We start from the raw sequence: 21,703 nt of genomic DNA, 5'->3' as shown, positions 1-21,703 counted from the left end.
GCCATGACCTTTGTGGAAAAACCCATCCTCCTTGACGTCAACGGCCTTACGGTCGCCTTCGCCACCGACCGCGGGCCGGTCACGGCGGTGCGCGATGTCTCTTTCTCCGTGCGGGAAGGCGAAATCCTGTCGATCGTCGGCGAGTCCGGCTCCGGCAAGTCGGTAACGTTGCTGTCGCTGCTCGGGCTCCACGACCGCAAGACCACGCGGGTCAACGGTATGGTGTCCTTCCGTGGACGCGGCATTCTCGATCTGAGCCCCGGCGAACTGCGCAGCATCCGCGGCCGGGAAATCGGTCTCATCTCGCAGGATCCCATGACGGCGCTGACGCCGGTTTATACGATCGGCTGGCAGATCGCAGAGCAGATCCGTGCTCACGAGAGGATCTCTGCCAGGGCGGCTAGAAAACGCGCTGTCGAGCTTCTGGGCGAGGTGGGCCTGTCCAACCCGCAGGAAGCCGTGGACCGGTATCCCCATCAGCTCTCCGGCGGCATGCGCCAGCGCGCCGTCATTGCCATGGCGCTTTCCTGTAATCCCGCGCTTCTGGTAGCGGACGAGCCCACCACGGCGCTCGACGTGACCGTGCAGGCGCAGGTTCTCGATCTGCTGCTGCGTCTGCGCAAGGATTTCGGCTCCGCCATCATTCTGATCACGCACGACATGGGCGTCGTCTCCGAAGTGGCCGACCGCGTTGCCGTGATGTATGCAGGACGCATCGTCGAGCGGGGCGAGACCGAAGCGATGTTCGAAAGCCCGCTCCACCCCTATAGCTGGGGCCTGATGGGCTCGATCCCGCCTCTGGCCGGTCCGCGTCTCGCCCGGCTGAAGTCCATTCCGGGCATGCCGCCGACGCCCGACAGGATCGGGGAGGGGTGCGGTTTTGCGCCGCGCTGCGCTTTTGCCCGGGCCGCCTGTCTGGAGCGCCCGCCATTGCGCAAGATCGGCACGCAGGCCGCTTTGTGCGTCCTGGAGGAGCCGGAGCGTGCAGCACTCCGCCGCACCGTCCTGTCTGCCGAGGAACTTGCATGATGCCGCCCGACCTTTCGAAACCCGCGTCCGCAGCTTCGGAAGCCGCCTCTGCATCGGACACTCCGCTGATGTCGGCACGGTCGCTCGTCAAGACCTTCACCGTCGGGCGAACCCTCAGGCCCGGCTCGGGCCGGACGCTCCACGCTGTCGATGCGATCAGTCTCGATGTTTTTCCGGCAGAGACGCTGGGTCTCGTCGGCGAATCCGGCAGCGGAAAATCCACGCTCGGCCGCTGCCTCACGCGCCTCTACGACATTGATGGGGGCACGCTGACTTTTGAAGGTGTCGACATCACAAGGGCGGATGCACGCGCGCTGAAGCCGATGCGCCGCAACGTCCAGATGATCTTCCAGGATCCCTCGGCATCGCTCAATCCTCGTCGCCGTGTGCGCGACGTGCTGGCCGAAGTGCTGAAGGTTCACAGAATCCGAGAAGGCGCCGGCATCGAACAACGTCTCTTGGAACTCATGGACCTCGTTGGCCTGCGCCGAGAATATCTCGATCGATATCCCCACGAATTTTCCGGCGGCCAGCGCCAGCGTATCGGCATTGCCCGGGCGCTGGCGGTGGAGCCGAAGCTGATCGTCGCCGATGAACCGGTCTCGGCGCTCGATGTCTCGGTACAGGCCCAGATCGTCAATCTGTTCAGCGACCTTCGTGAAAGGCTCGATCTTACCTACGTCTTCATTGCCCATGACCTCGCCGTCGTCCGCCAGGTCTCGAGCCGCGTTGCGGTCATGTATCTCGGCTCCATTGTCGAGACGGGCGAGACCGATGCGCTCTACGCGCGTCCGAGCCACCCGTACACGCAGGCTTTGCTCTCGGCCATTCCTCAACCGCACAATCGCGGCAGTCGCGAACGCATCCTGCTCTCGGGCGAAATCCCAAGTCCTCTCGATCCGCCGACCGGCTGCAAGTTCTCGACACGTTGCCCGCAGGCTCAGGATATCTGCCGGCAGGTCCGCCCGGTGCTCGCGGCCCTCTCCACCGAGCGTCAGGTCGCGTGTCATTTTCCGCTCGGCTAATGCATGTCGCCTGAAAGTGTGCAGCGGTTTCGGGAAACGACATGCATCACAACAAGACCTGAAAGCGCGTTGTGGACCCTTTTCACGCATCGCGCTTTAGGCATCTGCCGTTGACGTGACGGCTGGTCCTGAAGCGGAGAGATCGGTCTGCGTCAGGCTACCAGAGCTTGGTGTGCCGGTTGACGTCCTTGTAGAGCAGATAGCGGAAACGTCCGGGACCGCCGGCATAGCAGGCCTGCGGGCAGAAGGCACGCAGCCACATGTAGTCACCGGCCTCCACCTCGACCCAATCCTCGTTCAACCGATACACCGCCCGGCCTTCGAGGACGTAGAGCCCATGTTCCATCACGTGTGTCTCGAGGAAGGGAATGACGGCGCCCGGCTCGAAGGTGACGATGTTGAGGTGCATGTCGTAGCGGACGTCTTCCGGGTCGAGAAAGCGTGTCGTCGCCCATCGGCCGTCGGTATCTGGCATGGCGCTGATCGCGCAATCGTTCTCATGGGTAAAGACGGCAGGTGGCGCTTCGAGCCCATCGACCACCTCGAACGCCTTGCGCACCCAGTGGAATTTTGCGGGCACATCACCCGTGTTCTTCAGCGTCCAGGCACGACCGGCAGGAAGATAGGCAAAGGAGCCTGTCCGCAGCGCCTTTTCCTCGCCCTCGAAGGTCATGACCATCTCTCCATCCACCACGAAGATGGCGGCGGAAGCGCGCGTATCGGGCTCCGGCCTTTCGCTGCCGCCGCCGGGCGCCACCTCCATGATGTATTGCGAGAAGGTTTCGGAAAAGCCGGTCAGGGGACGCGAGATGATCCAAGCCCGTGTTCCCGTCCAGTGTGGCAGAACGCTGGTGACGATGTCGCGCATGACGCTACCGGGGATGACCGCATAGGCAGTGGTGAACACCGCCTTGCTGGAGAGGAGTTCGCTTTGGCCCGGCAGGCCACCCATGTTGGAAAAGAGACGCGTATTCTTCATCGGCTTGCTGGTATCCGTCTGATTGTGACAGCGATACCTTAGAGCGGTCCGGCCGGGAAAGAGAGACTTTTCTTCACCGTTACCGGTCGGGTTTTCAGGACAGGCCTCGGGTCAGTTCCGTGTCCAGGCTGAGGATGAACTTCCAGAGCAGTTGAAGATCGAAATGATCGCCATGCTGCAGCATCCAGGACAGCGCCATAGCGGACGACCACGGCTTCTTGTAGGGCCGGACCGAGGTCACGGCTTCGTAGACGTCGCAGATCGTGCTCATCCGGACGTAGACCGAAAGGTCGGCGGCGGGCACGCCATCCGGATACCCCTTGCCGTTCATGCGCTCATGATGGTGGCGACAGATATCGAGCACGACGCCGGGCAGGTTGCCTTGCCGCTTGAGAATATCGTGGCCGACGGCCGGGTGCTGCATGATGACGTCGCGCTCCTCCGCCGTAAGGGCGCTGTTCTTGTTCAGGATCGCGGTCGGGATCGCCAGCTTGCCGATATCGTGCACGAGACCCGCAAAGCCAAGCACCCTTACGAGCGGTTCCTCGAACTGCAGGTGCCGCGCAAAATGGACGAGGAGCGCCGAGACGGCGACGGAATGGACAAATGTGACCTTGTCCTTGGACTTCAGCCGGGTGATGTCGAGCAGGATGGCAGGGCTGTCGCCAATCTGGTTGGAAATGTCACCGACGATCCTGGAGACGCTCTCAATGCTGATCGGCTCGCCGCTGCGGCTCCGATCGAACGTGCCTTCGAGACGCTTGACCGAGGCCTGGACGACCTTGGCGGTTGCTTTGCGTTCCTCCTCGAGGGATCGCTTCCGCGGCGCAGTGCTTCGCGACAGTCCGCTGCCGGGGGTACGACTGGCGCCATCAACGTCAACGCCCTTGGCAAGGTTGATGTAGATACCGGTGATCCGGCTGTTCCTGATAAGGTCGACCTCGCTATCGGTGGTCAAAAGGAAGCGGCGTTGGCCGATCGGGTTATCCTGCCAGGATCCCTCGAGCGACTCGATGAACATGCCGATCCGAGCCTCGTGCCTCTCGATACGTTTCACCATGCCGCTGTTCCTCACCGCCTCCCTGCACATGCCTCTCCTCGACAATGCACCGGCAAGCAAGCAAATGCTGTCTTTCTGCCCGCACGTGCCGGGACCACACGTTCTTATAGCCAAACATTTTTAAGACATTACTAAGCCGAAAATAGAACCTCTGGTTTTATTCTATTTTCGTATTGTAAAAAAACAAAAAAAGACGGCGGACAGTGAATAGTGAGGGTTTGCTCTTCAAGGTTGTTATAGCAGCGACTGGTTCTTATAAATTGCCGCTTTCCATCCTGATGAGCAGGACATCTTACAATCCTCCGACCATTCCGTCAGGGACGAAAGACATCGACCGGCTCTGGCGATGATTCGCTCTGTCGAGCATGGTTTCGCCGTGCTCGGCCTTCAGGCCTTCTATGGGCTCTGCTCAGCGCGGTGCGCTTGGCAGCGGCGGACGTACCGAGGGGCGAATGCGGGGATAGCCGAATTCGGGATCGCGAGCGGAAAGCGCCTTGTGCAAATGCACCATCAACCCGGCTGCAAAGAGCGGGGTGAGAAGGTTGAGAACCGGAACCGCGAGGAAGGCAGCCAACAGAAGGCCCGCCATGAAGATCGTCGTGCGATGTTTGGCGCGAAAAGCCCGGGCTTCCTCGGGCGGCCGAAACCGCATGGCGGCGAACTCGAAGAACTCCCGCCCGAGCAGGTAGCCGTTGACGAGGAAGAAAGCGACGAGGTTGATGCCGGGTACCAGCAGCAGGAACAGTGCAATCACGTTGCCGACGATCACGACACCGAGAAATTTCAGCGTCCCGCGAATGGCTTCTCCCATCGGCAGGGACCGGCCGGCAGGCTCATTCGGATAATCCCGGGTTTCGATGACGTCGGCAACGTCATCGAGGAACAGTCCGGCGATCAGCGCCGTCACGGGGGCGAGCAGCAAGGCAAGCCCGAGCGCCAGCCCGATGCTGGCGAGGATGATGAGAATGAACGTGAGCCAACCGGCCCATTCCGGCGTGCCCGGGAGCATCTCTGTAACGAGCGGAGCGACGAAATAGACGAAGCTCTCGCGAAGGCCCAGCCAGAGCAGCACGAGAGCAAGGATGGTGAGGCCCAGCGTTTTCCAGAACGCAGCGCGCGTCTCCGGCGCAAAAAGATTGGCCAACGACAGGCGGGCAGCGTGAAAGATCATCCGGCGGCTCCAGGTACACGCGCATGCTGCAGCGCAACAGATGATGTAGAGTGCCTTGCCGGTGGCCGCAAGGCGCTCGCGGTTAAGACCGTCTGCCGGACGACCCGTGGTGCAGAAATCGCACCGGCCGATTTTGGTTTTCGCGAGAATGCAGTAGGAGAGGTCAGCCATGTCGTCGGAGCGAGCCATGAACGATATCAGGACGGATCTCTCTGTCGCCAGCCTTGCGGTTCTTCTCCAGAGCGGCGCTCTCGATCCGATCGCGTTGACGGAAGCGGTCCTCGATCGGATCGCTTCGGCCGATCCGGCAATTTTCACCGAGGTTCTCGGCCAGCGTGCGCTGAAGGAAGCCGGGGCGGCCCGTCTGCGGCTCCGGGCCGGCCGCTCGCTTGGTCTTCTCGATGGCGTGCCGGTCGCCTGGAAAGATCTGTTCGATACCGAAGGTGCCGTCACACGGGCAGGCTCGATCGTCCTCGATCATGGACCGGCACCTAAGGATGCGGCCGTCGTCGCGGCGCTTGCCGCCGCCGGCATGGTAAGCGTCGGGCGGACCAATCTGAGCGAGTTCGCGTTTTCCGGGCTCGGAATCAATCCACATTACGGCACGCCGGCCAATGCGGCCTCGACGGATGTGCCGCGTATTCCCGGCGGCTCCTCCTCCGGCTCGGCTGTCGCCGTGGCCTCAGGCCTCGTGCCGGTTGCGATCGGGACCGACACCGGCGGTTCGATCCGCATTCCCGCAGCCCTCAACGGGATCGTCGGCTATAAGGCGACACGCGACCGGTATGCCATGAAGGGCGTGTTCCCGCTGGCCGCGAGCCTCGACTCGCTCGGCCCTCTCTGCCGGACGGTGCAGGACGCCGTCTGGGTGGACGCCGCCATGCGCGGTCTCGTCCATCCGGAGATCGACCGCGGAGAGGTAGAAGGGCTGACGCTCGTGGTGCCCCGGACGGTTATGTTCGACGGTGCAGAGCCCGCCGTGGTCGAAGCCTTCGAGGCGGCGCTCGCGCGTCTGGCGGATGCCGGAGTTTCCATCGAGCATCGGGCAGTGCCGCTTTTTGCCGAGGTCTTCGAACTGTCTGCCCGCCATGGCGCCCTTGTGACAGCCGAGGCTTTTGCGCTTCATCGCGAGCGGCTTGCCGGCCCGGATGCGGCGCGGATGGACCCAAGGGTCGTGGTGCGCACGCGCATGGGCGAGAAGACCGGCATGGTCGACTATCTCGCCCTCACCGCCGCCCGCCGCGACATGATTGCCGCGTTTTCCGCCATGCTCGGCCCACGCGCGTTGCTTGCCCATCCGACCCTGCCCCATGTCGCCCCGCCCATCGCGCCGCTCCTGACGGATGACGCGCTGTTCGTGGACACAAACTTCCGCACGCTGCGCAACACGCTGGTCGGCAATTTCCTCGACGGCTGCGGTATCTCCATCCCGTGTGGGACGGGGGACGCCGGGATGCCGGTCGGATTCCTCCTTTCGGGGCCGCAGGGCGAGGACCGCAGGCTCCTGTCCGCGGCCCTCGCGGCCGAACCCATCATCCGGGGTGACATATGATTGTCTGTTTCGATATTGGCGGTTCGGCCATCAAGGGTGCGGTTGCTACAGCGCCGCAGGACATTCGCCCCTTGGCCCGTCGGCCGACGCCCCTGCAGGATTTCGATGCCTTCGTGCGCGTGCTGGAGGATGCCTTCACGGAAGCCGGCTTCCGGCCCTCGCGGATCGCCTTGTCGATTGCAGGCGTGGTCGATCCGGACACTCAGGCAATCACGGTCGCCAATATTCCTTGCCTGGACCAGCGGCCGCTAGCGCGTGACCTCGGGGACCGCCTCCGGATGCCGGTGCTGATCGCCAATGATGCGGATTGCTTTGCGCTCGCCGAAGCCGGCCTCGGGGCCGGGCGTGGGCATCGCGTCGTCTTTGGCATCATCCTCGGCACCGGCGTTGGCGGCGGTCTCGTCGCGGACGGGCGTCTGATCAACGGCCAGGGCGGCTTTGCCGGCGAATGGGGCCATGGCCCGGCCGTTGCCGCCACGGCCGGGAGCCCGCCTGTTGCCATTCCCGCCTTTGCCTGCGGCTGCGGCCAGAGCGGCTGCGTCGATACGATCGGCGCTGCCCGTGGCATGGAGCGCCTTCACAAGGTGCTGCACCAGGAGACGCTGCCGAGCCAGGACATCACCGCGCGCTGGCAGGCCGGGGATCCGGACGCCGCACGGACCATCGAGGTTCTGGTCGATCTTGTCTCGTCTCCCCTCGCGCTTGCGATCAACATCACCGGTGCGACCATCGTGCCGGTCGGCGGCGGGCTGTCGGGCGTCACGCCGCTTGTCGAGGCGATCGACCGGACCGTCCGCAGCCGCATTCTGCGCAGGTTCGATCGTCCTCTGGTCGTGCCGGGAGAATGCCGGATCGAACCCGGCCTGATCGGTGCCGCCCTTCTCGCTCTTGATGGAGGACCTCGATGAGCTCCATCCTGCTTGAGGTCTGCGTCGATGATGCAGCGGGCCTTCTGGCCGCTGTCGAGGGCGGTGCCGACCGGGTCGAGCTCTGCTCCGCTTTGTCGCTGGGCGGTCTGACGCCGTCGGTCGGCCTCATGCAACTGGCGGCTCGCATGGCCGTGCCGGTCTATGCGATGATCCGTCCCCGCGCCGGCGACTTCGTCTTCGATGAAACCGAAATCGCCCTGATGGAGGCGGAAATCGACGCCGCGCGGCAGGCGGGTCTGGCGGGCGTCGTTCTCGGCGCAAGCCTTGGCGACCGCAGCCTCGACTCTGCCAGCCTTGCCCGTCTTGCGCAGCATGCCGATGGCATGGGACGAACGCTCCACCGGGCCTTCGACCTCGTCCCCGATCGGGCAGCAGCCCTGGAGACGGCCGTCGATCTCGGCTTTGAGCGGATCCTTACCTCGGGCGGCGAGACGACGGCGGCGAAGGGGATCGCGGCGATCGCCGATCTCGTCGGCCAAGCGCGCGGGCGCCTGTCGATCATGCCGGGCTCCGGTGTCTCGTTGACGAATATCGGGCCGCTGCTGGCCACCGGCGTCCTGGAGGTTCACGCCTCCTGTTCCGCTCCCGTGCCGACCGCCGATCGCGGCCTGGTCGAGCTCGGCTTCGCCCCGGAAACCGTGCGCCGAACCAGTGCCCCCGTTGTCCGGGCGCTGAAAGCCGCGCTCTGACACCCCGTCGGTAGCTGACGGCTGTCAGGCCGAAAACACCGCATGACCATCGATATAGGTCGCGACCATGTCGAGATCCTCCGTCAGGAGAACGAAGTCCGCATCGAGCCCGGGCAGCAGCCGGCCCTTGGTGGCGGACAGGCCGATGGCGTCTGCCGGATAGGCGGATGCCATCCGGATCGCCTCGCCGAGCGGCACGTCGAGCGTTCGGTGCACGAAACGCACGGAAGACAGCATGTCGATGTCGGCCCCTGCCAGTGTCCCGTCGGCGAGCGTCAGCCGTCCCTCTCGGCGAAAGATCTGCCGCCCGTTCAGCTGAAATCCGGTCTGGTCGGAGCCGATGGTCGACATTGCGTCGGTGACGAGGAAGATACGACCTGGCCCGACCTTAGCCCGCAGCGCGATGCCCATGGAGACCGGATCGACGTGAAACCCATCGGCGATGATCCCGGCATGGAGCGTCCCGAGATCGAGCGCTGCACCGACGCAACCGGGCTCGCGATGCCCGAGCGGGCTCATCGCGTTGAAGAGATGGGTGACCGTGCGGGCCCCGGCCAGCGCATAGGTCGCTACCGTCTCGTAGTCGGCCGCTGTATGGCCGAGGCTGACGGTAATGCCCGCCTTGCTCATGGCGGCAACCTGTTCGAGCGTCACATTCTCGGGCGCCACCGTGACCATGACGGCATCGAACAGCGAGGCGCAGGCCAGAACGACGTGAAGATCATCGGCTTCCATCGGCCGGATCAGGGCGGCGTCGTGAACGCCCTTGCGTGCGACAGACAAATGCGGGCCTTCGAGATGAAGGCCGATGAAGCCTGGGACGCGCTCGGCCCGTGCCTCCCGTGCCGCCGATATCGCATGGCTGCGCACGTCCGGCGTATCGGTGATCAGCGTCGGCAGAAGAGCGGTCGTGCCGAAACGTGCATGCGCGGCGCACATCGTGCGGATCACTTCGAGGCTGGGTGCGTCGTTGAGCAGAGCCCCGCCGCCGCCGTTGACCTGGAGGTCGATGAAGCCGGGCACCAGAAGATGGCCCTTGGCGGAAACCGTTTTCAGTCCCTCCGGCAGCGTCTCCGGTGCGACGATGCCGGTGATGACGCCGTCACCGACAAGGAGAGCCTGTCCGGCATGCCAGTCCTGCCCGTCGAAGATCCGGGCCCCGGTAACGGCGAAGGCCGTGTCGTCGCGCTGTGCGTTCATCGCGTTTCCGTCACTTTCTTCAGCGCTGCCGGCTGATCGGGGTTGAAGCCCTTGGCGCGCGACCATGCTTCCACGAAGCCGTAGAAGGGAAGAATAAGGCAGAGCGCGTCGGTCAGCGGATGCCCCGTGGCAACGAAGGGCAGCGGCGCGGCACGGCCATGGGCATCGGCGGTCAGAAAGGCCCGTGCGCCCTTGGCGGCGAGATCGTCGAGAATGTCGCTGACGGAGGTTTCGGCCGCGTCGCGTGCGGCCAGACCGAGAACCGGAAAGCGCTTCTCTACGAGCGCGACCGGCCCGTGCAGCACCTCCGCGGCGGAATAGGCTTCGGCATGCAGGCCGGACGTTTCCTTGAACTTCAAGGCGGCTTCGCTGGCGATGGCGAGCGCTGGCCCGCGACCAAGCACATAGAGTGAATCCGACGTGCCGATCCCGTCGAAGAGGGCGCTCCAGTCGAGCGTCACCGCGCGTGCGAGATGCGTGGGCAGATCACGCACAGCATGTTCGAGCGCTGCATCCTTCGTCCAGGCCGCTAGCACGGCGAGACCGGCGATGATCGAGTTCACATAGGATTTCGTTGCGGCAACCGCGATCTCGGGGCCGGCCATGATGTGCACGGGATGGGTGCTCGCTTCGGCGATCGGCGACGGCAGTGTGTTGGTCAGCGCAATGGTCACGGCGCCGGCCCTGGTCGCAGCCTCGGCCATGGCGACGATGTCGGGGCTCTTGCCGGACTGGGAGATGGCGATCGAACCGGCGCCTGAAAGCGCCATTTTCGCGCCGTAGATCGAAGCGAGCGATGGGCCGAGAGAGGCGACGGGGCGTCCCGTTGTCAGCTCGATGGCATATTTCAGGAACAAGGCGGCATGGTCGGACGAGCCTCGGGCGATGGTCACGAGGAAAGCCGGATCATGTGCTGCAAGCGCGGCGCCTGCGGCATCGAGAGCACCGCGGGACCGGTCGAGGAGACGGGCGGCTGCTTCCGGGATCTCGTTGATCTCACGGCGCATATGGGTCTGGTCGGTCGTCATGTGGCATGTCCTTCAAGGCCCTTCTGTTCGAGAGCCATTTGCGTGTCGCCGCTTACGCGTCGGAAAGGCTGAGTTCAGCCACGAAATCATAGGCATCGCCGCGATAGAGCGAGCGGGTGAACTCCACCACGCGGCCGGATGCAAGATAGGAGATACGCTCGATCGACAGGCTCGCCGACCCGCTGGCGACGCCCAGCATCGCGGCGTCCGGATCCTTCAGCCCACAGGCCGAGATTCGCTGCACCGCGCGCACCGGCCGTGCGCGCGACTTGTCGAGCTCGGCATAGAGAGAGGTCGTGACCTGCGTCGGATCGGGCAGGAATTCCGCCGAGATGCTGGCCCGCTCGATAGCCAGTGGCATGTCGTCGGCGATCCGCAGCCGCCCGAGCCGTGCGACAAGCGCGTCGGCCGGCAGGCCGAGCGTCATCATCTCGTCCGGCGAGGCTGCAAAAAGTCCTCGCTCGATCCACTGAGCGCGCGTGGTCAGGCCGCGGCGCGCCATATCCTCGGTAAAGGAGGTCAGGCGGGACAGGGATTGCTGGACGCGGGCCAGCGGCTTGACGACGAAGGTTCCCGAGCCATGACGCCGCACGAGAAGTCCGTCGCGCACGAGATCATCCACCGCTTTTCGCACTGTGACGCGACTGATGCGGGCATATTCGGCAAGGTCGCGCTCCGGCGGCAGCGCATCGCCGTGGTTGAGCCGACCCGTCTGGATCGCGTCTTCGAGAGACTGGCGCAGCTTCAGATACAAGGGGCCGGCACCCGCGCCCTGGAGGCCCTCGAGCGGCAGGAGATGCGCCAGATGATCGCTCATTGCACCGCCTCCGCCTGGTTGGAACATGTTGCCGTGAAAACGCCTTGAACCGCCAAAGCCACAGCCCCGGTCAGCGCGTCGGCAAGCGGTTCGGCGAAGACGTTGTCGCCCCGCTCGGCCAGCCAGGGCCTGTAAAGGGGCGCGAGGCCACCAACGAGGCAAAGGGTTGTGACACCGCGCGCAATGATGGCGTCAAGCGTCTGGTCGATCCGGTACGCAGCGGCGCGGATGAGATCGATCGCGACAGGATCGTGTGCCGCGGCGGCTGAAAAGATGCTCGGCGCATAGCGACCGTAATCGGCCGGGCGCGCGCCGTGGGCAAAGGCGATGATAGCCTCGGGCGAATGGCCGAATTCCGCAAGTACCGCCTCGGTCAGAGGCGAGGAGGGCTGGATGCCGTCATGGGCAAGCAGCACCTCCTGAAGAAGGCCTTGCCCCAGCCGTGCCCCGCTGCCGAGATCGCCCACCTTGAAGCCGTGGCCGCCCAGCATGGAGATCGTGCCGGCCTGTCGCATGCAATAGACGGTGCCTGTCCCGAGGCTCGCCACGGCGCCGTCGCGATCGCCGAGTGCGCCTTGCAGCGCGATCACGACGTCGGATACGATGTCCGCCTTGGCAAAGGGGAGACGCGCGGCGATAAAGGAAACGGCGTCAGCGACATTGTTGCCGGCAAGACCGAGAACGGCATAAGCCGAGGAAATGTCGGACAGCGGAAGTCCGGCCTCTTTGAAAGCCGCTTCTGTTGCCTGTCGGATATGGACAAGTGCGGTTTCGGGATCGGTGAGAATATTGGCAGCACCGCTGATGCCACGGCCGAGAAGACGGCCGTCCGCATCGGCCACTGCTGCCCGGCACCGCGTACCCCCACCATCGATTCCAACACGATAAAGACCCATGGATGACCTCCGGCTTGATAATACCAAAAAAGGACCATTTACCAAGGCGAAATTCAATAAAATTCGGAGGATGAAGTTTCCGATATGAAAGCAGCTAGATAGACGTGAGATGCGGGCTCTAGAATCTTCACCGTCAGCCAGATCCTTGATTATCTCGCGCGTATTGGTATTCATTTGGACTGTAAGGCGAGAGGTTCATATGGCGGACAGGACGGAAGAGAGGCACGGGCAAGCGCGGGATCTCGATACACGGGATTCTTTCGCGATCCTGAAGCTCCTGGCAGAGGGGCAGCAGGCCGCCGCGCGGGCGGTCGATGCCGCTTTCGAGCCGCTGGCACGGGCCGCCTCTCTTGCGACAGAGGCGCTGCGAAGCGGGGGCCGCCTCGTCTATGCCGGGGCCGGCAGTTCCGGCCTGATGGCCATGGTCGATGCGCTCGAACTGCCCGGCACCTATGGTCTTGCGCAGCAATCCGTCGTCGTCCTCCTGGCGGGCGGTGCGGCCAGCCTCGCCGATCTCGCAGGCGGCTACGAGGATGATCGGGCCCTTGGCGCGTACGATACCGAGCAGGCGGGGGTCGGCCCGGGAGATTGCATCGTGATCGTTTCCGCCAGCGGCACGACGCCCTACGCGCTCGGTTGCGCGGAAGCGGCGCACGCGCGCGGCGCCAGCGTCGTTGCCATCGCCAACAACGCCGGTGCACCCCTTTTCGAGAGCGCCGATGTCGCCGTGCTCCTGGCAACGCCACCCGAAGTGGTTTCCGGGTCGACGCGCATGGGCGCGGGAACGGCGCAGAAGATCGCGCTCAACATGATCTCCACGCTCGTCGGTATCGGGCTCGGCCATGTCCATGACGGTCACATGGTCAATCTGCGGCCCGACAACGCGAAGTTGCGTCAGCGCGCCGCCCGTATGGTGGCGGAGATCGCCGGTGTCGATCTCGTCGAAGCCGAGCGCCGTCTGGAAGCCGCCGGCGGCTCCGTCAAGATCGCCGTTCTTCTGGCGTCGGGCGTGGCGGACCGTGGGGCAGCACAGGCGCGGCTTGACCGGGTGGGACAGAGCTTGCGCCGTGCGCTGGCTCTTGGCGAACACGGCGAAACGAGCTAGCGTCGAACGGCTCCAAACACAGCAGCGATCTCTCATTTCGATCAGCGAAAGGTGCCGTTCGTGACCCTCGCCAGCCTTCTTGCCTATGCCGCCGCCCTTTTCATTGCCGCTGCCATCCCCGGGCCCGGCATGACGGCGATCGTTGCGCGCGCGCTCGGCTCCGGCTTTCGCGATACGTTTTTCATGGGCCTCGGTCTCGTGCTGGGAGACCTCGTCTACCTTACGGGTGTCGTGCTCGGTCTTGCCTATGTTGCGCAGACCTTCACCACCGCCTTCCTCGTCATCAAGGTCATCGGCGCCCTTTATCTCGGCTTTATCGCCTGGAAGCTCTGGACGTCGGGTTTGATGGCGCAGGATCTGCAGGAGAACCGGGTCCGCACGTCCCCGGGCCTTGCGTTCCTCTCAGGGCTTCTGGTTACGCTCGGCAATCCGAAAACAATGCTCTTCTACGTCGCGCTGGTGCCGACACTGATCGATCTCGCCGCCATCGGTCCGCGCGACTACATCCTTCTTGTGCTGACCACCTTCGTGATTCTGCTGTCGGTGCTGATCCCCTACATCGTGCTCGCCTCGCGGGCGCGCCAGTTCCTGCGCCGACCGAAGGCGCTGATGATCCTCAATCGGGGGGCGGCGAGCATGCTGGGTGCGACGGCCGCCTATATCGCGTTGCGAACGGCCTGAACGCCGCTTTGCGGCGGCAACGGATGCGCACCTGTCCGTCGACGCCTGCGCAAGCATCGTGTCGATCTCAACGCGCTGCGATCCGCTCGCGCCAGAGCCTCTGATAGGTGTCGATCTCATCCCGCGTGCCGAGCAGGCTGTCGCGCGCAGGCTGTTCCGTTTCGTCAGGATCTGAAGCAGGCGCAGGCGCGGCGGCGGACGGACGTGGGGTCTGTCCTGCAAGCAGGGCAGCACCCAGGCTCGTTCCCGTCGATCCCTCGAGCGCAAGCACCCGTCGGCCGGAAAAGGCGGAAAGAGCAGCAAGGTAACGGCTGTTCTGCGCGAACGGTCCCTCAACGAGGATCGATCCGCCAGCGCCCAGGAGCTGCAGGCTTTCCTGCGTCATCAGCGCGAGATAGACGCAGACGGCTGCGTGGCGCTCGTCATCCGATGCCCCTTCCGCCGCGATCCAGGCTGCCGTCATCGACGGGAAGGGGCCGCAGCCTGTCACAACCGAAGGCAGGAGCATCATGCCGCGCGCGATCACCGTTCGCAGCAACGATGGGTCTTCGGGGCCGGCCTGCACCGTTTCCTTTCCGGCCATCAGCATCTCGTATTCCCGCCCGCCCATGAACCGCGCGGAGGGCACCGCGCGGCCGAAGGCGTCGACATTGGCAAGCGTGTCCCGCGCGGGATCGAGCCGCCCGAGATCGCCGCCGACGCCGAAGGCGACGACCCAGGTCCCCGTGGAAACGACGGAGAATGGGGCTTTGCGCACGATGAGATGCGGCAGCAGCGAGGCGTTGCTGTCGTGAATGCCGCAATGGACAGGGATGTCCCGTTTCGTACCCGCGCCAATGGCCAGGGCAAGCTGCGGCAACAGCGGCCCCAGCACGTCGAAGGCAGACTGTGCGGGTGCCATGAGGCCTGCAAGGTCGAGGGTTTCCACCAAGGTCGAGAACCCGCCGAGAGCCGGGTTCCAGAGATCGGTGTGGCACCCGAGGGACGTCACCTCGGTTGCGAAGTGGCCGCTCAGTCGGCCGGACCAGTATTGCGCATAGGTGACGATGGTGCGGACGCGAGCGAAGTCTGCGGGAAACGTGGTCTTCTGATAATGCAGCTGGGCACCGAGGTTGAGCCCCATCGCCAGTCTTGGCGAAAACGTCTCTGCAAAGGCCGGCCGGATGCGGTCGTAGGCGGCCTTAACATCCGGGGGATAATCATGCTCATAGTCGAGCACGGGCAGCGCCAGCGCGCCATGCGCGTCCAGAAGCGCCGCAGCTGCGCCGTGGGTCGTGACCGAGATCGCGTCGAAGCCCGGCGTCTGCGCGACGGCCTTCAGCGATGCGACGAGAAAATCCCAAAGCGCGTCCGTATCATAATGCGGATAAGGTCCTTCGCCGATCACGCGGTTTGCCATCCGGTGGGACACGAGTTCGCGACCGCTGGCGGTGTCGTAGACGACGAGCTTTGCATTGGTCTTGCCGACGTCGAAGACGGCGACCCGGCCCGGTGCCCGATCGGTCAGGTGGTTCATGGCTGCCCCGGCATGTGGAAGACGGGCAGCAGATCGCGGGTCACGGGTGCATTGTCGGGATGGGTTTCCATGATGTCGGCCATGTGCGCCCACCAGCGTTTCATCACGGGGTGTTCGGGCAGCGCAGCCATCTGATGGTCACGCGGCCGCGCGAGCACGCCGAAGAGCGTCAGGGTTTCCGGGTCGAGAAAGATCGAGTAGTCCCGAACCCCGGCCTGCGCGAGAAGAGCGCTGAGTTCGGGCCAGATCGCGTCGTGGCGGCGGCGGTATTCCGCCTCCTGGCCCGCATGGAGCTTCATGACGAAGGCGTGGCGTTCCCAGGTGCTGTCGGGGATCATCAGGATCTCGCCTTGATGCGGCGCGCCAGGATCGGCAGCGCGATGGTGATAATGAGAAGCAGGCCGATGAAGATCGACATAACGATCCCGGGCACGTTGAGAAGCCCTAGCCCGAATGTGACAAGACCCATGACGAAGGCCGCAATGACGACGCCGCCGATCGTGCCGGAGCCGCCAAGAATGGAGACGCCGCCGAGCACCACCATGGTGACGACCTCCAGCTCCCAGCCTTGCGCGATCGAGGGCCGGGTCGAGCCGAGGCGCGAGGTAAGGCAGACAGCGGCAATGCCACTCATCAATCCGGTGAGCAGAAAGAGGATGAACTTGATCCGCTCCACCGGGATGCCGGAAAAGCGGGCAGCGAATTCGTTGTTGCCGATCACCTGGACCTGCCGCCCGAAGTTGGTCGCGTGCAGAAGCACGGCGAAGAGGCCTGCCAGCACAAGGAACAGCACAAACTCGAACGAGAACACCCAGACGACGTAACCCTGCCCGAAGAAGGCGAAATCGGCGGGATAGCCGCCATAGGCCTTGTCGCCGAGGACGATATAGGAGAGGCCCCGGAAAAGGCTCATCGTACCGATCGTCACGACGATGGAGGGCAGCTTCATGCCCGACACGAGCGCACCGTTGATGACGCCGCACGCCAAGCCGACGCCGATACCGATGGCCACCAGCCCCGCCGCGCCGACACCCGCTTGCGCCGCTGCGCCCATGGCAGTGGAGGCAAGCGCGATGATGGCGGCGACCGAGAGATCGATCTCGCCGGCGATCACGAGCAGCGCCATGGCAAAGGCGATCATCGCCTTTTCGGTAAAGTTGAAGGTCGCGTCCGAGAGGTTCCAGGCGTCGAGGAAATAGGGTGACGCCAACGAGTTGAACGCGAAGATGGCAACGGCCACTCCGAGAAGCAGCACTTCCCAGCTGGCCAGCAGCCGGCGAAGCGGCGTCCCGAGCCGATCGGGGATGGCCCGTCGGGCCGGCTGCGACGGCTCGGGCTGGGGCGTTGTCGACGGGATCGCGCTCATGCCAGGACCTCCTTGGTGATCGTATTGGAGCTGCCGTCTTCCGCCGCCCGGTTCCGCAGAATGATCCGTCCACGACGACGCTCGTGCCGGGCATTGAACACGACGGCAAGAATGATCACGGAGCCTGAGATCGCCATCTGCGTGAAGGGCGAGATGCCGATGACCGGGAGGGCGTTCTTGATGACGCCGAGAAACAGGGCGCCGAGCACGGTGCCGATGACGGTACCGACACCGCCCGCGATCGAGATGCCGCCGATGACGCAGGCTGCGACGCTGTCGAGTTCGAAGCCAATGGCGATATCGACATAGGCGACCGCATAGCGCGAGACCCAGAGATAGCCGCTGAGGCCGGCCAGCGCCCCCGAAAGCGTAAAGGCAAGGAACCGGGTGTAGCCGACATCGATCCCGGCATAGACCGCGGCCACGGGGTTGCCGCCCGCCGCATAGGCTGAGCGGCCGAAGGGCGTGTAGCGGGCCATCAGATAGACCAGCACGACGACGAGCACCGCGACCCAGGAGAGCACCGGGAGCCCGGCGATGGCAAGACGCGGGACATTCAGAAACTCCGGCGTCATCTGGTGCGCGTTGACCCAGGCACCACCCGAGAGAACGAAGGCCATGCCGCGGTAGATGGTCAGCGTGCCCAGCGTGACGACGATCGGCGGCATTTCGAGCCGCCAGACGAGAAAGCCGTTGATCGCGCCGAGCGCCGCCCCGATGCCGATGGCAAGCAGGATCAGAAGGACGAGCGGCAGGCCGGGCACAGCAGCGTTCAGCATCGCCACGGCCATTCCGCTGAAGGCGAGATTGGCGGCAACCGAAAGATCGATCGACTTCGTCAGGATCACCGTCATCTGCGCGAGTGCCAGAATGATCAGGATTGCCGTGTCGTTGAAAATGACGCCGAGATTGCGTGGCGCGCCGAAACCGGGCGCGCGCGTGGAAAAGGCGATCACCATGAGGGCGATGATGAGAAAGAGCAGGGTTTCGCGTTTCTTCAGGAAGGTCATGCCGTCATCCTCACCGTATTGCCGGTGGCCGCGCGCACCAATGTTTCCGGCGTCAGCCCCGCACGCGGATGAATACCGGCCAGCAGGCCTTCCTTCATCACCATGACCCGGTCCGACATTCCGAGGATCTCCGGCAGTTCCGACGAGATCATCACGATCGACAGACCTTCGGCGGCAAGCTCGCTGATAAAGGCGTGAACGGCTGCCTTCGAGCCAATGTCGATGCCTTTGGTCGGTTCATCGAGAATGATCACCTTGGGCTGCGTCGCGAGCCACTTGCCGATGACCACCTTTTGCTGGTTGCCGCCCGACAGCGTGCCGACGGGCACGGAGAGTGCTGCGGCGCGCAGGTCCAGCCGCTCGGCATATTTGCGCGCAAGAGAAAACTCGTCGGCCAGCCGCAGGAAGCCCACGCGGGATGTGCGACCGAGCGATGGGAGTGTCATGTTCTGGAAGATCGGCATGGGCAGCGCCAATCCGTGACGGCCGCGCTCCTCGGGCACGTAGACGATGCCGGCACGGATCGCATCGCGGGGCGAGCGAATCGTGACCGGGCGCCCTTCGATCTGCACGGTGCCGCTGGTCGGAGCGGTAATGCCGAACAGCGCCTGGCAGAGCTCGGAGCGCCCGGCACCGATAAGCCCGTAGACGCCCAGTATCTCACCACGATGCAGCGTGAAGGAGATATCGCGGAATTCGGTCGGATGGCAGTAGCCGGAGACCTCAAGCACCGGTGCGCCGGGGGCGACCGCAAGCTTCGGAAATGCGTCGGCCACCGTGCGGCCGACCATCAGACGGACGATGTCGTCCTGTGCGGTCGATGCGAGAACACCCTGTCCCACGGCCTTGCCGTCGCGAAAAACCACGTAGTTCTCGGCGATCTCGTAGACCTCGTCGAACTTATGGCTGATGAAGAGGATGGCCTTGCCCTGGCGCTTCAGGTCGCGCACGATCCGGAAGAGATCGTCGATCTCCTTGCGGGACAGAGCGGCCGTCGGCTCGTCCATGATGACGATGCGCGCCTCGATCGACAGCGCGCGCGAGATCGCGACCAGATGGCGCTGCGCGATCGACAGGTCCTTCAGCCGGATCGTCGGCTCGATCGTGCTTTCGAGCGAGCGCAGAAGATCGCGTGCCCGTCGGTTCATGGTCGTCCAGTCGATGGTCCCGATCCGCGTGCGCGGGGCGTGTCCGAGAAAGATGTTTTCGGCCACCGTCAGCTCGTCGAAGAGCACGGTTTCCTGGTGAATGGCGGTTACGCCGGCGTCGATGGCGGCCTGCGCGTCGGCGAAGGTCACGGGCGAGCCATCGATGCGGATCTCGCCCTCGGTCGGGCGGTAGATGCCGGTCAGGATTTTCACGAGCGTCGATTTGCCGGCGCCGTTTTCGCCGATCAGGGCGGTTACCGTTCCCGGATAAAGCGCGATATCAACGCCGTCGAGCGCCTTGACGCCCGGGAAGATCTGCGAAATGCCGCGCATTTCCAGAACGGCAGGCGGGGGGGCGCGTTCCTCGGCGACGGGGTGTTGTAGGGCCATCATGTCCATGTCCGGTCGGAAAGAGAGGACCGACGGCGCCCTTGGGCGCCGCCGGATTGCCTGGTCGCGTCATTCCGGCACCTGAGCGGGCCAGACGGCTTTGCTCAGAACACTTTCGAGAACTGGTCGATGTTGCCGGCATTGTAGACGAAGGGATCGGCCATGGCGGCCTCGCCGTTCTCGCCGACCTTGATCTTGCCCATGCGGCCCGCTTCGATCTCCGAGCCCGGCGCGCCGTCCGTCTCGCCCTTGACGAGGCGATAGGCGATCTGGGCCGCGGAATAGCCGAGGTCGATGGGGTTCCAGATCGCGAATTCCTTCGTCGCGCCGGACTTGATGGCGCCTGCCATTTCGGAGGGAAGGCCGAGACCGGTTACGTAGACCTGGCCGATCTTGCCTGCATCCTTGACGGCCTGCGATGCCGCAAGCACGCCGACCGTGGTCGGGGCGACGATGACCCTGACGTTCGGATTGGAGGTCATCAAGCCTTGCGCTTCACGATAGCTCTTGTCCGAAAGGTCGTCGCCGTAGACGGTGGTGACCAGGTTGAGCCCAGGGAAGTCCTTCAGCTGCTTCTTCATTTCCTCGATCCAGATATTCTGGTTCGTGGACGTCGTCGTGGCCGACAGGACGGCGAAGTCACCCTTGCCGCCATCGAGGTGATCCTTGGCGAGCTGCAGGCACATCTTGCCGATCAGCGCGTTGGAAGACGGGTTCAGCTGCAGGATGCGGCCCTCGGGAGCAACCCCGGAATCCCACGAAATGACCTTGATGCCGCGCTGTGCCGCCTTTTTCAGCGCCGGGACGACGGCATCGGGGTCGTTTGCGGAGATGGCGATGGCGTTGACGCCTTGGGCGATCAGCGCGTTGATCACCTCGATCTGGCCTTCGGCCGTCGTGCTGGTTGGCCCGGTATAGATGATCTCGACATCGCCGAGTTCCTTGGCGGCTTCCTGCGCGCCCTTGTTGGCGGCCTCGAAGAAGCCGTTGCCGAGCGATTTGACGACGAGGCCGATCTTGACCTCGGCGGCCTGTGCGGCAGAGCCGAAGGCGGCCATGGCGAACACCACCCCGATGGCAAGCTTTTGTGCGAGTTTCATGCTGTCTCCTCCCAGTTGACGAAAAGTGCCCGGCCGCTCATGCGACCGATGCGGTGTGATCCTTCGTATCCGACGCCGCCACGGGAACCGTGACGAGCTTGACACCCGCGGCCTCCACCATGCGCACGGCCTCCTCAGACACGGCGCTGTCGGTAATGATGGTGGAAACGTTTTCGAGCGGGCAAAGAATGAGGCTCGATCGCCGCGCGAACTTGCCTGAATCGATCATGACAACGAGCTCGTCTGCCTGCCGCATCAGGCGCTGCTCGCTCTGGATGACAAGGGCATCAGACTCCATGATGCCAAGTGCGCTGGCGCCTTGCGCGCCGACGAACATGCGGCGCGCCGAGAAATTCCGGATAGCGTCGTTTTCGAACGGCGACAGGATCAGGCTCTGGTCGCGATAGATCGTGCCGCCGGGCACCGTTACGGTGCATTTCGAGTGTTTGACGAGATGTTCGGCGATCGCGAACGAGTTGGTCATCACCTGCAGGCGCCGCGCCGCCATGAAATGCACCATCTGGAAGGTCGTCGTGCCTCCATTGATGATGACGGCATCACCCTCCTCACAGAGATCGACGGCCATGCGGGCAATTGCGCGCTTTTTATCGGAGTTGATCGATTCTGATACTTTAAAGGGGCGGGCTGCGAGATGCCCGATCTGCGGAGGATGCACGGCTTCGGCACCGCCACGGACCCGACGCAGCTTTCCCTGGACATGCAAGGATGCGATGTCACGACGGATCGTCGCCTCCGACGCATCCGTCAGTTCCGCGATATCCTGCACCGTCACCACAGGTTTTTCCTGGACGGCGCTCATGATGATGCGATGGCGTTCGCGTTCGTGCATGACGATCTCCTCGAAAACGAGTTATGCGAATTCCGCACAGCGTGTCAATCAATAACGATCAAGAAATTAAATATTGCGATGCACAATGAACATTTATGATTGAAGATGATTGACACGACCGGCGTGACTGCGCGATACCGTCGTCAACACGAGGTCGACCTG

The 21,703-nt window shown here is 64.1% G+C and carries 21 protein-coding genes; 7 read left to right on the top strand and 14 right to left on the bottom strand.

Going from position 1 to position 21,703, the window contains the following annotated elements; translation table 11 throughout:
* Positions 1–3 precede the first annotated feature (3 nt).
* Positions 4–1,029 carry an ABC transporter ATP-binding protein gene (locus ASG25_RS08185; RefSeq protein WP_062471693.1) on the top strand — a complete coding sequence of 342 codons (1,026 nt, stop codon included), beginning with the start codon at positions 4–6 and terminating at the stop codon, positions 1,027–1,029.
* Complete coding sequence (locus ASG25_RS08180) at positions 1,026–2,054, top strand: oligopeptide/dipeptide ABC transporter ATP-binding protein (RefSeq protein ID WP_082475570.1); 1,029 nt, start codon at positions 1,026–1,028, stop codon at positions 2,052–2,054. Before ASG25_RS08185 ends, ASG25_RS08180 begins: the two co-directional genes overlap by 4 nt.
* Positions 2,055–2,211: 157 nt before the next feature.
* Here the strand turns inward: ASG25_RS08180 and ASG25_RS08175 are convergent, their stop codons facing one another.
* From ASG25_RS08175 to ASG25_RS08165, 3 genes are all read right to left on the bottom strand, one after another.
* Positions 2,212–3,033, bottom strand: a complete 822-nt coding sequence (locus ASG25_RS08175) for a bifunctional allantoicase/(S)-ureidoglycine aminohydrolase (protein WP_062471690.1) — start codon at positions 3,031–3,033, stop codon at positions 2,212–2,214.
* 94 nt (positions 3,034–3,127) lie between these two features.
* Entirely contained in the window at positions 3,128–4,093 is a 966-nt protein-coding gene (locus ASG25_RS08170; RefSeq protein ID WP_062471687.1) for an HD-GYP domain-containing protein, read from the bottom strand.
* Positions 4,094–4,502: 409 nt separating this feature from the next.
* Complete coding sequence (locus ASG25_RS08165) at positions 4,503–5,264, bottom strand: sulfate transporter family protein (protein WP_062472449.1); 762 nt, start codon at positions 5,262–5,264, stop codon at positions 4,503–4,505.
* Positions 5,265–5,451: 187 nt separating this feature from the next.
* Here ASG25_RS08165 and ASG25_RS08160 point away from each other — a divergent pair, with 187 nt between their 5' ends.
* Genes ASG25_RS08160 through ASG25_RS08150 form a run of 3 tightly spaced genes read left to right on the top strand, consistent with a single transcriptional unit; the run spans position 5,452 to position 8,434 of the window.
* Positions 5,452–6,816, top strand: a complete 1,365-nt coding sequence (locus ASG25_RS08160) for an amidase (protein ID WP_062471684.1) — start codon at positions 5,452–5,454, stop codon at positions 6,814–6,816.
* Positions 6,813–7,724, top strand: coding sequence for an ROK family protein (locus ASG25_RS08155; RefSeq protein ID WP_062471682.1), 912 nt, complete (start codon positions 6,813–6,815; stop codon positions 7,722–7,724). The genes ASG25_RS08160 and ASG25_RS08155 overlap by 4 nt, the downstream gene beginning before the upstream one ends.
* Positions 7,721–8,434, top strand: coding sequence for a copper homeostasis protein CutC (locus tag ASG25_RS08150; RefSeq protein WP_062471679.1), 714 nt, complete (start codon positions 7,721–7,723; stop codon positions 8,432–8,434). The genes ASG25_RS08155 and ASG25_RS08150 overlap by 4 nt, the downstream gene beginning before the upstream one ends.
* A gap of 24 nt (positions 8,435–8,458) precedes the next feature.
* On the opposite strand, the gene nagA is transcribed toward ASG25_RS08150, so the two are convergent.
* Genes nagA through ASG25_RS08130 form a run of 4 tightly spaced genes read right to left on the bottom strand, consistent with a single transcriptional unit; the run spans position 8,459 to position 12,375 of the window.
* Positions 8,459–9,634, bottom strand: coding sequence for an N-acetylglucosamine-6-phosphate deacetylase (gene nagA / locus ASG25_RS08145; RefSeq protein WP_062471676.1), 1,176 nt, complete (start codon positions 9,632–9,634; stop codon positions 8,459–8,461).
* Positions 9,631–10,662: an SIS domain-containing protein gene (locus ASG25_RS08140; protein WP_062471673.1), complete on the bottom strand. Its 1,032-nt coding sequence runs from the start codon at positions 10,660–10,662 to the stop codon at positions 9,631–9,633. The genes nagA and ASG25_RS08140 overlap by 4 nt, the downstream gene beginning before the upstream one ends.
* A 52-nt stretch (positions 10,663–10,714) precedes the next feature.
* Positions 10,715–11,479 carry a GntR family transcriptional regulator gene (locus ASG25_RS08135; RefSeq protein ID WP_062471668.1) on the bottom strand — a complete coding sequence of 255 codons (765 nt, stop codon included), beginning with the start codon at positions 11,477–11,479 and terminating at the stop codon, positions 10,715–10,717.
* Entirely contained in the window at positions 11,476–12,375 is a 900-nt protein-coding gene (locus tag ASG25_RS08130) for a BadF/BadG/BcrA/BcrD ATPase family protein (protein ID WP_062471665.1), read from the bottom strand. The genes ASG25_RS08135 and ASG25_RS08130 overlap by 4 nt, the downstream gene beginning before the upstream one ends.
* 199 nt (positions 12,376–12,574) lie before the next feature.
* Here ASG25_RS08130 and ASG25_RS22625 point away from each other — a divergent pair, with 199 nt between their 5' ends.
* A complete protein-coding gene (locus ASG25_RS22625; protein WP_062471662.1) occupies positions 12,575–13,480 on the top strand; it encodes an N-acetylmuramic acid 6-phosphate etherase in 906 nt (301 codons plus the stop codon).
* A 60-nt stretch (positions 13,481–13,540) separates the two neighbouring features.
* On the top strand, positions 13,541–14,161 hold the full coding sequence (locus tag ASG25_RS22620) for a LysE family translocator (RefSeq protein ID WP_062472444.1): 621 nt from the start codon (positions 13,541–13,543) through the stop codon (positions 14,159–14,161).
* 67 nt (positions 14,162–14,228) lie between these two features.
* On the opposite strand, the gene ASG25_RS08115 is transcribed toward ASG25_RS22620, so the two are convergent.
* The 7 genes from ASG25_RS08115 to ASG25_RS08085 all read right to left on the bottom strand — a co-directional run bounded on the left by ASG25_RS08115 (position 14,229) and on the right by ASG25_RS08085 (position 21,541).
* Positions 14,229–15,677: an FGGY-family carbohydrate kinase gene (locus ASG25_RS08115; RefSeq protein ID WP_082479972.1), complete on the bottom strand. Its 1,449-nt coding sequence runs from the start codon at positions 15,675–15,677 to the stop codon at positions 14,229–14,231.
* Complete coding sequence (rhaM, locus tag ASG25_RS08110) at positions 15,674–16,015, bottom strand: L-rhamnose mutarotase (RefSeq protein WP_062471659.1); 342 nt, start codon at positions 16,013–16,015, stop codon at positions 15,674–15,676. Before rhaM ends, ASG25_RS08115 begins: the two co-directional genes overlap by 4 nt.
* Positions 16,015–17,043: an ABC transporter permease gene (locus tag ASG25_RS08105; RefSeq protein WP_062471656.1), complete on the bottom strand. Its 1,029-nt coding sequence runs from the start codon at positions 17,041–17,043 to the stop codon at positions 16,015–16,017. The genes rhaM and ASG25_RS08105 overlap by 1 nt, the downstream gene beginning before the upstream one ends.
* Complete coding sequence (locus ASG25_RS08100) at positions 17,040–18,053, bottom strand: ABC transporter permease (protein ID WP_062471653.1); 1,014 nt, start codon at positions 18,051–18,053, stop codon at positions 17,040–17,042. The genes ASG25_RS08105 and ASG25_RS08100 overlap by 4 nt, the downstream gene beginning before the upstream one ends.
* The gene (locus tag ASG25_RS08095) at positions 18,050–19,594 is read right to left on the bottom strand and encodes a sugar ABC transporter ATP-binding protein (RefSeq protein WP_062471650.1); all 1,545 of its coding nucleotides are present in this window, start codon (positions 19,592–19,594) and stop codon (positions 18,050–18,052) included. The genes ASG25_RS08100 and ASG25_RS08095 overlap by 4 nt, the downstream gene beginning before the upstream one ends.
* A gap of 101 nt (positions 19,595–19,695) precedes the next feature.
* Positions 19,696–20,691, bottom strand: a complete 996-nt coding sequence (gene rhaS / locus ASG25_RS08090) for a rhamnose ABC transporter substrate-binding protein (protein WP_062471647.1) — start codon at positions 20,689–20,691, stop codon at positions 19,696–19,698.
* Positions 20,692–20,728: 37 nt separating this feature from the next.
* Positions 20,729–21,541, bottom strand: a complete 813-nt coding sequence (locus ASG25_RS08085) for a DeoR/GlpR family DNA-binding transcription regulator (RefSeq protein WP_062471644.1) — start codon at positions 21,539–21,541, stop codon at positions 20,729–20,731.
* Positions 21,542–21,703 lie beyond the last annotated feature (162 nt).

The organism is Rhizobium sp. Leaf384 (genome assembly GCF_001424065.1).
Lineage (GTDB): Bacteria > Pseudomonadota > Alphaproteobacteria > Rhizobiales > Rhizobiaceae > Ferranicluibacter.
This window is presented reverse-complemented; position numbering and strand designations above follow the sequence as displayed.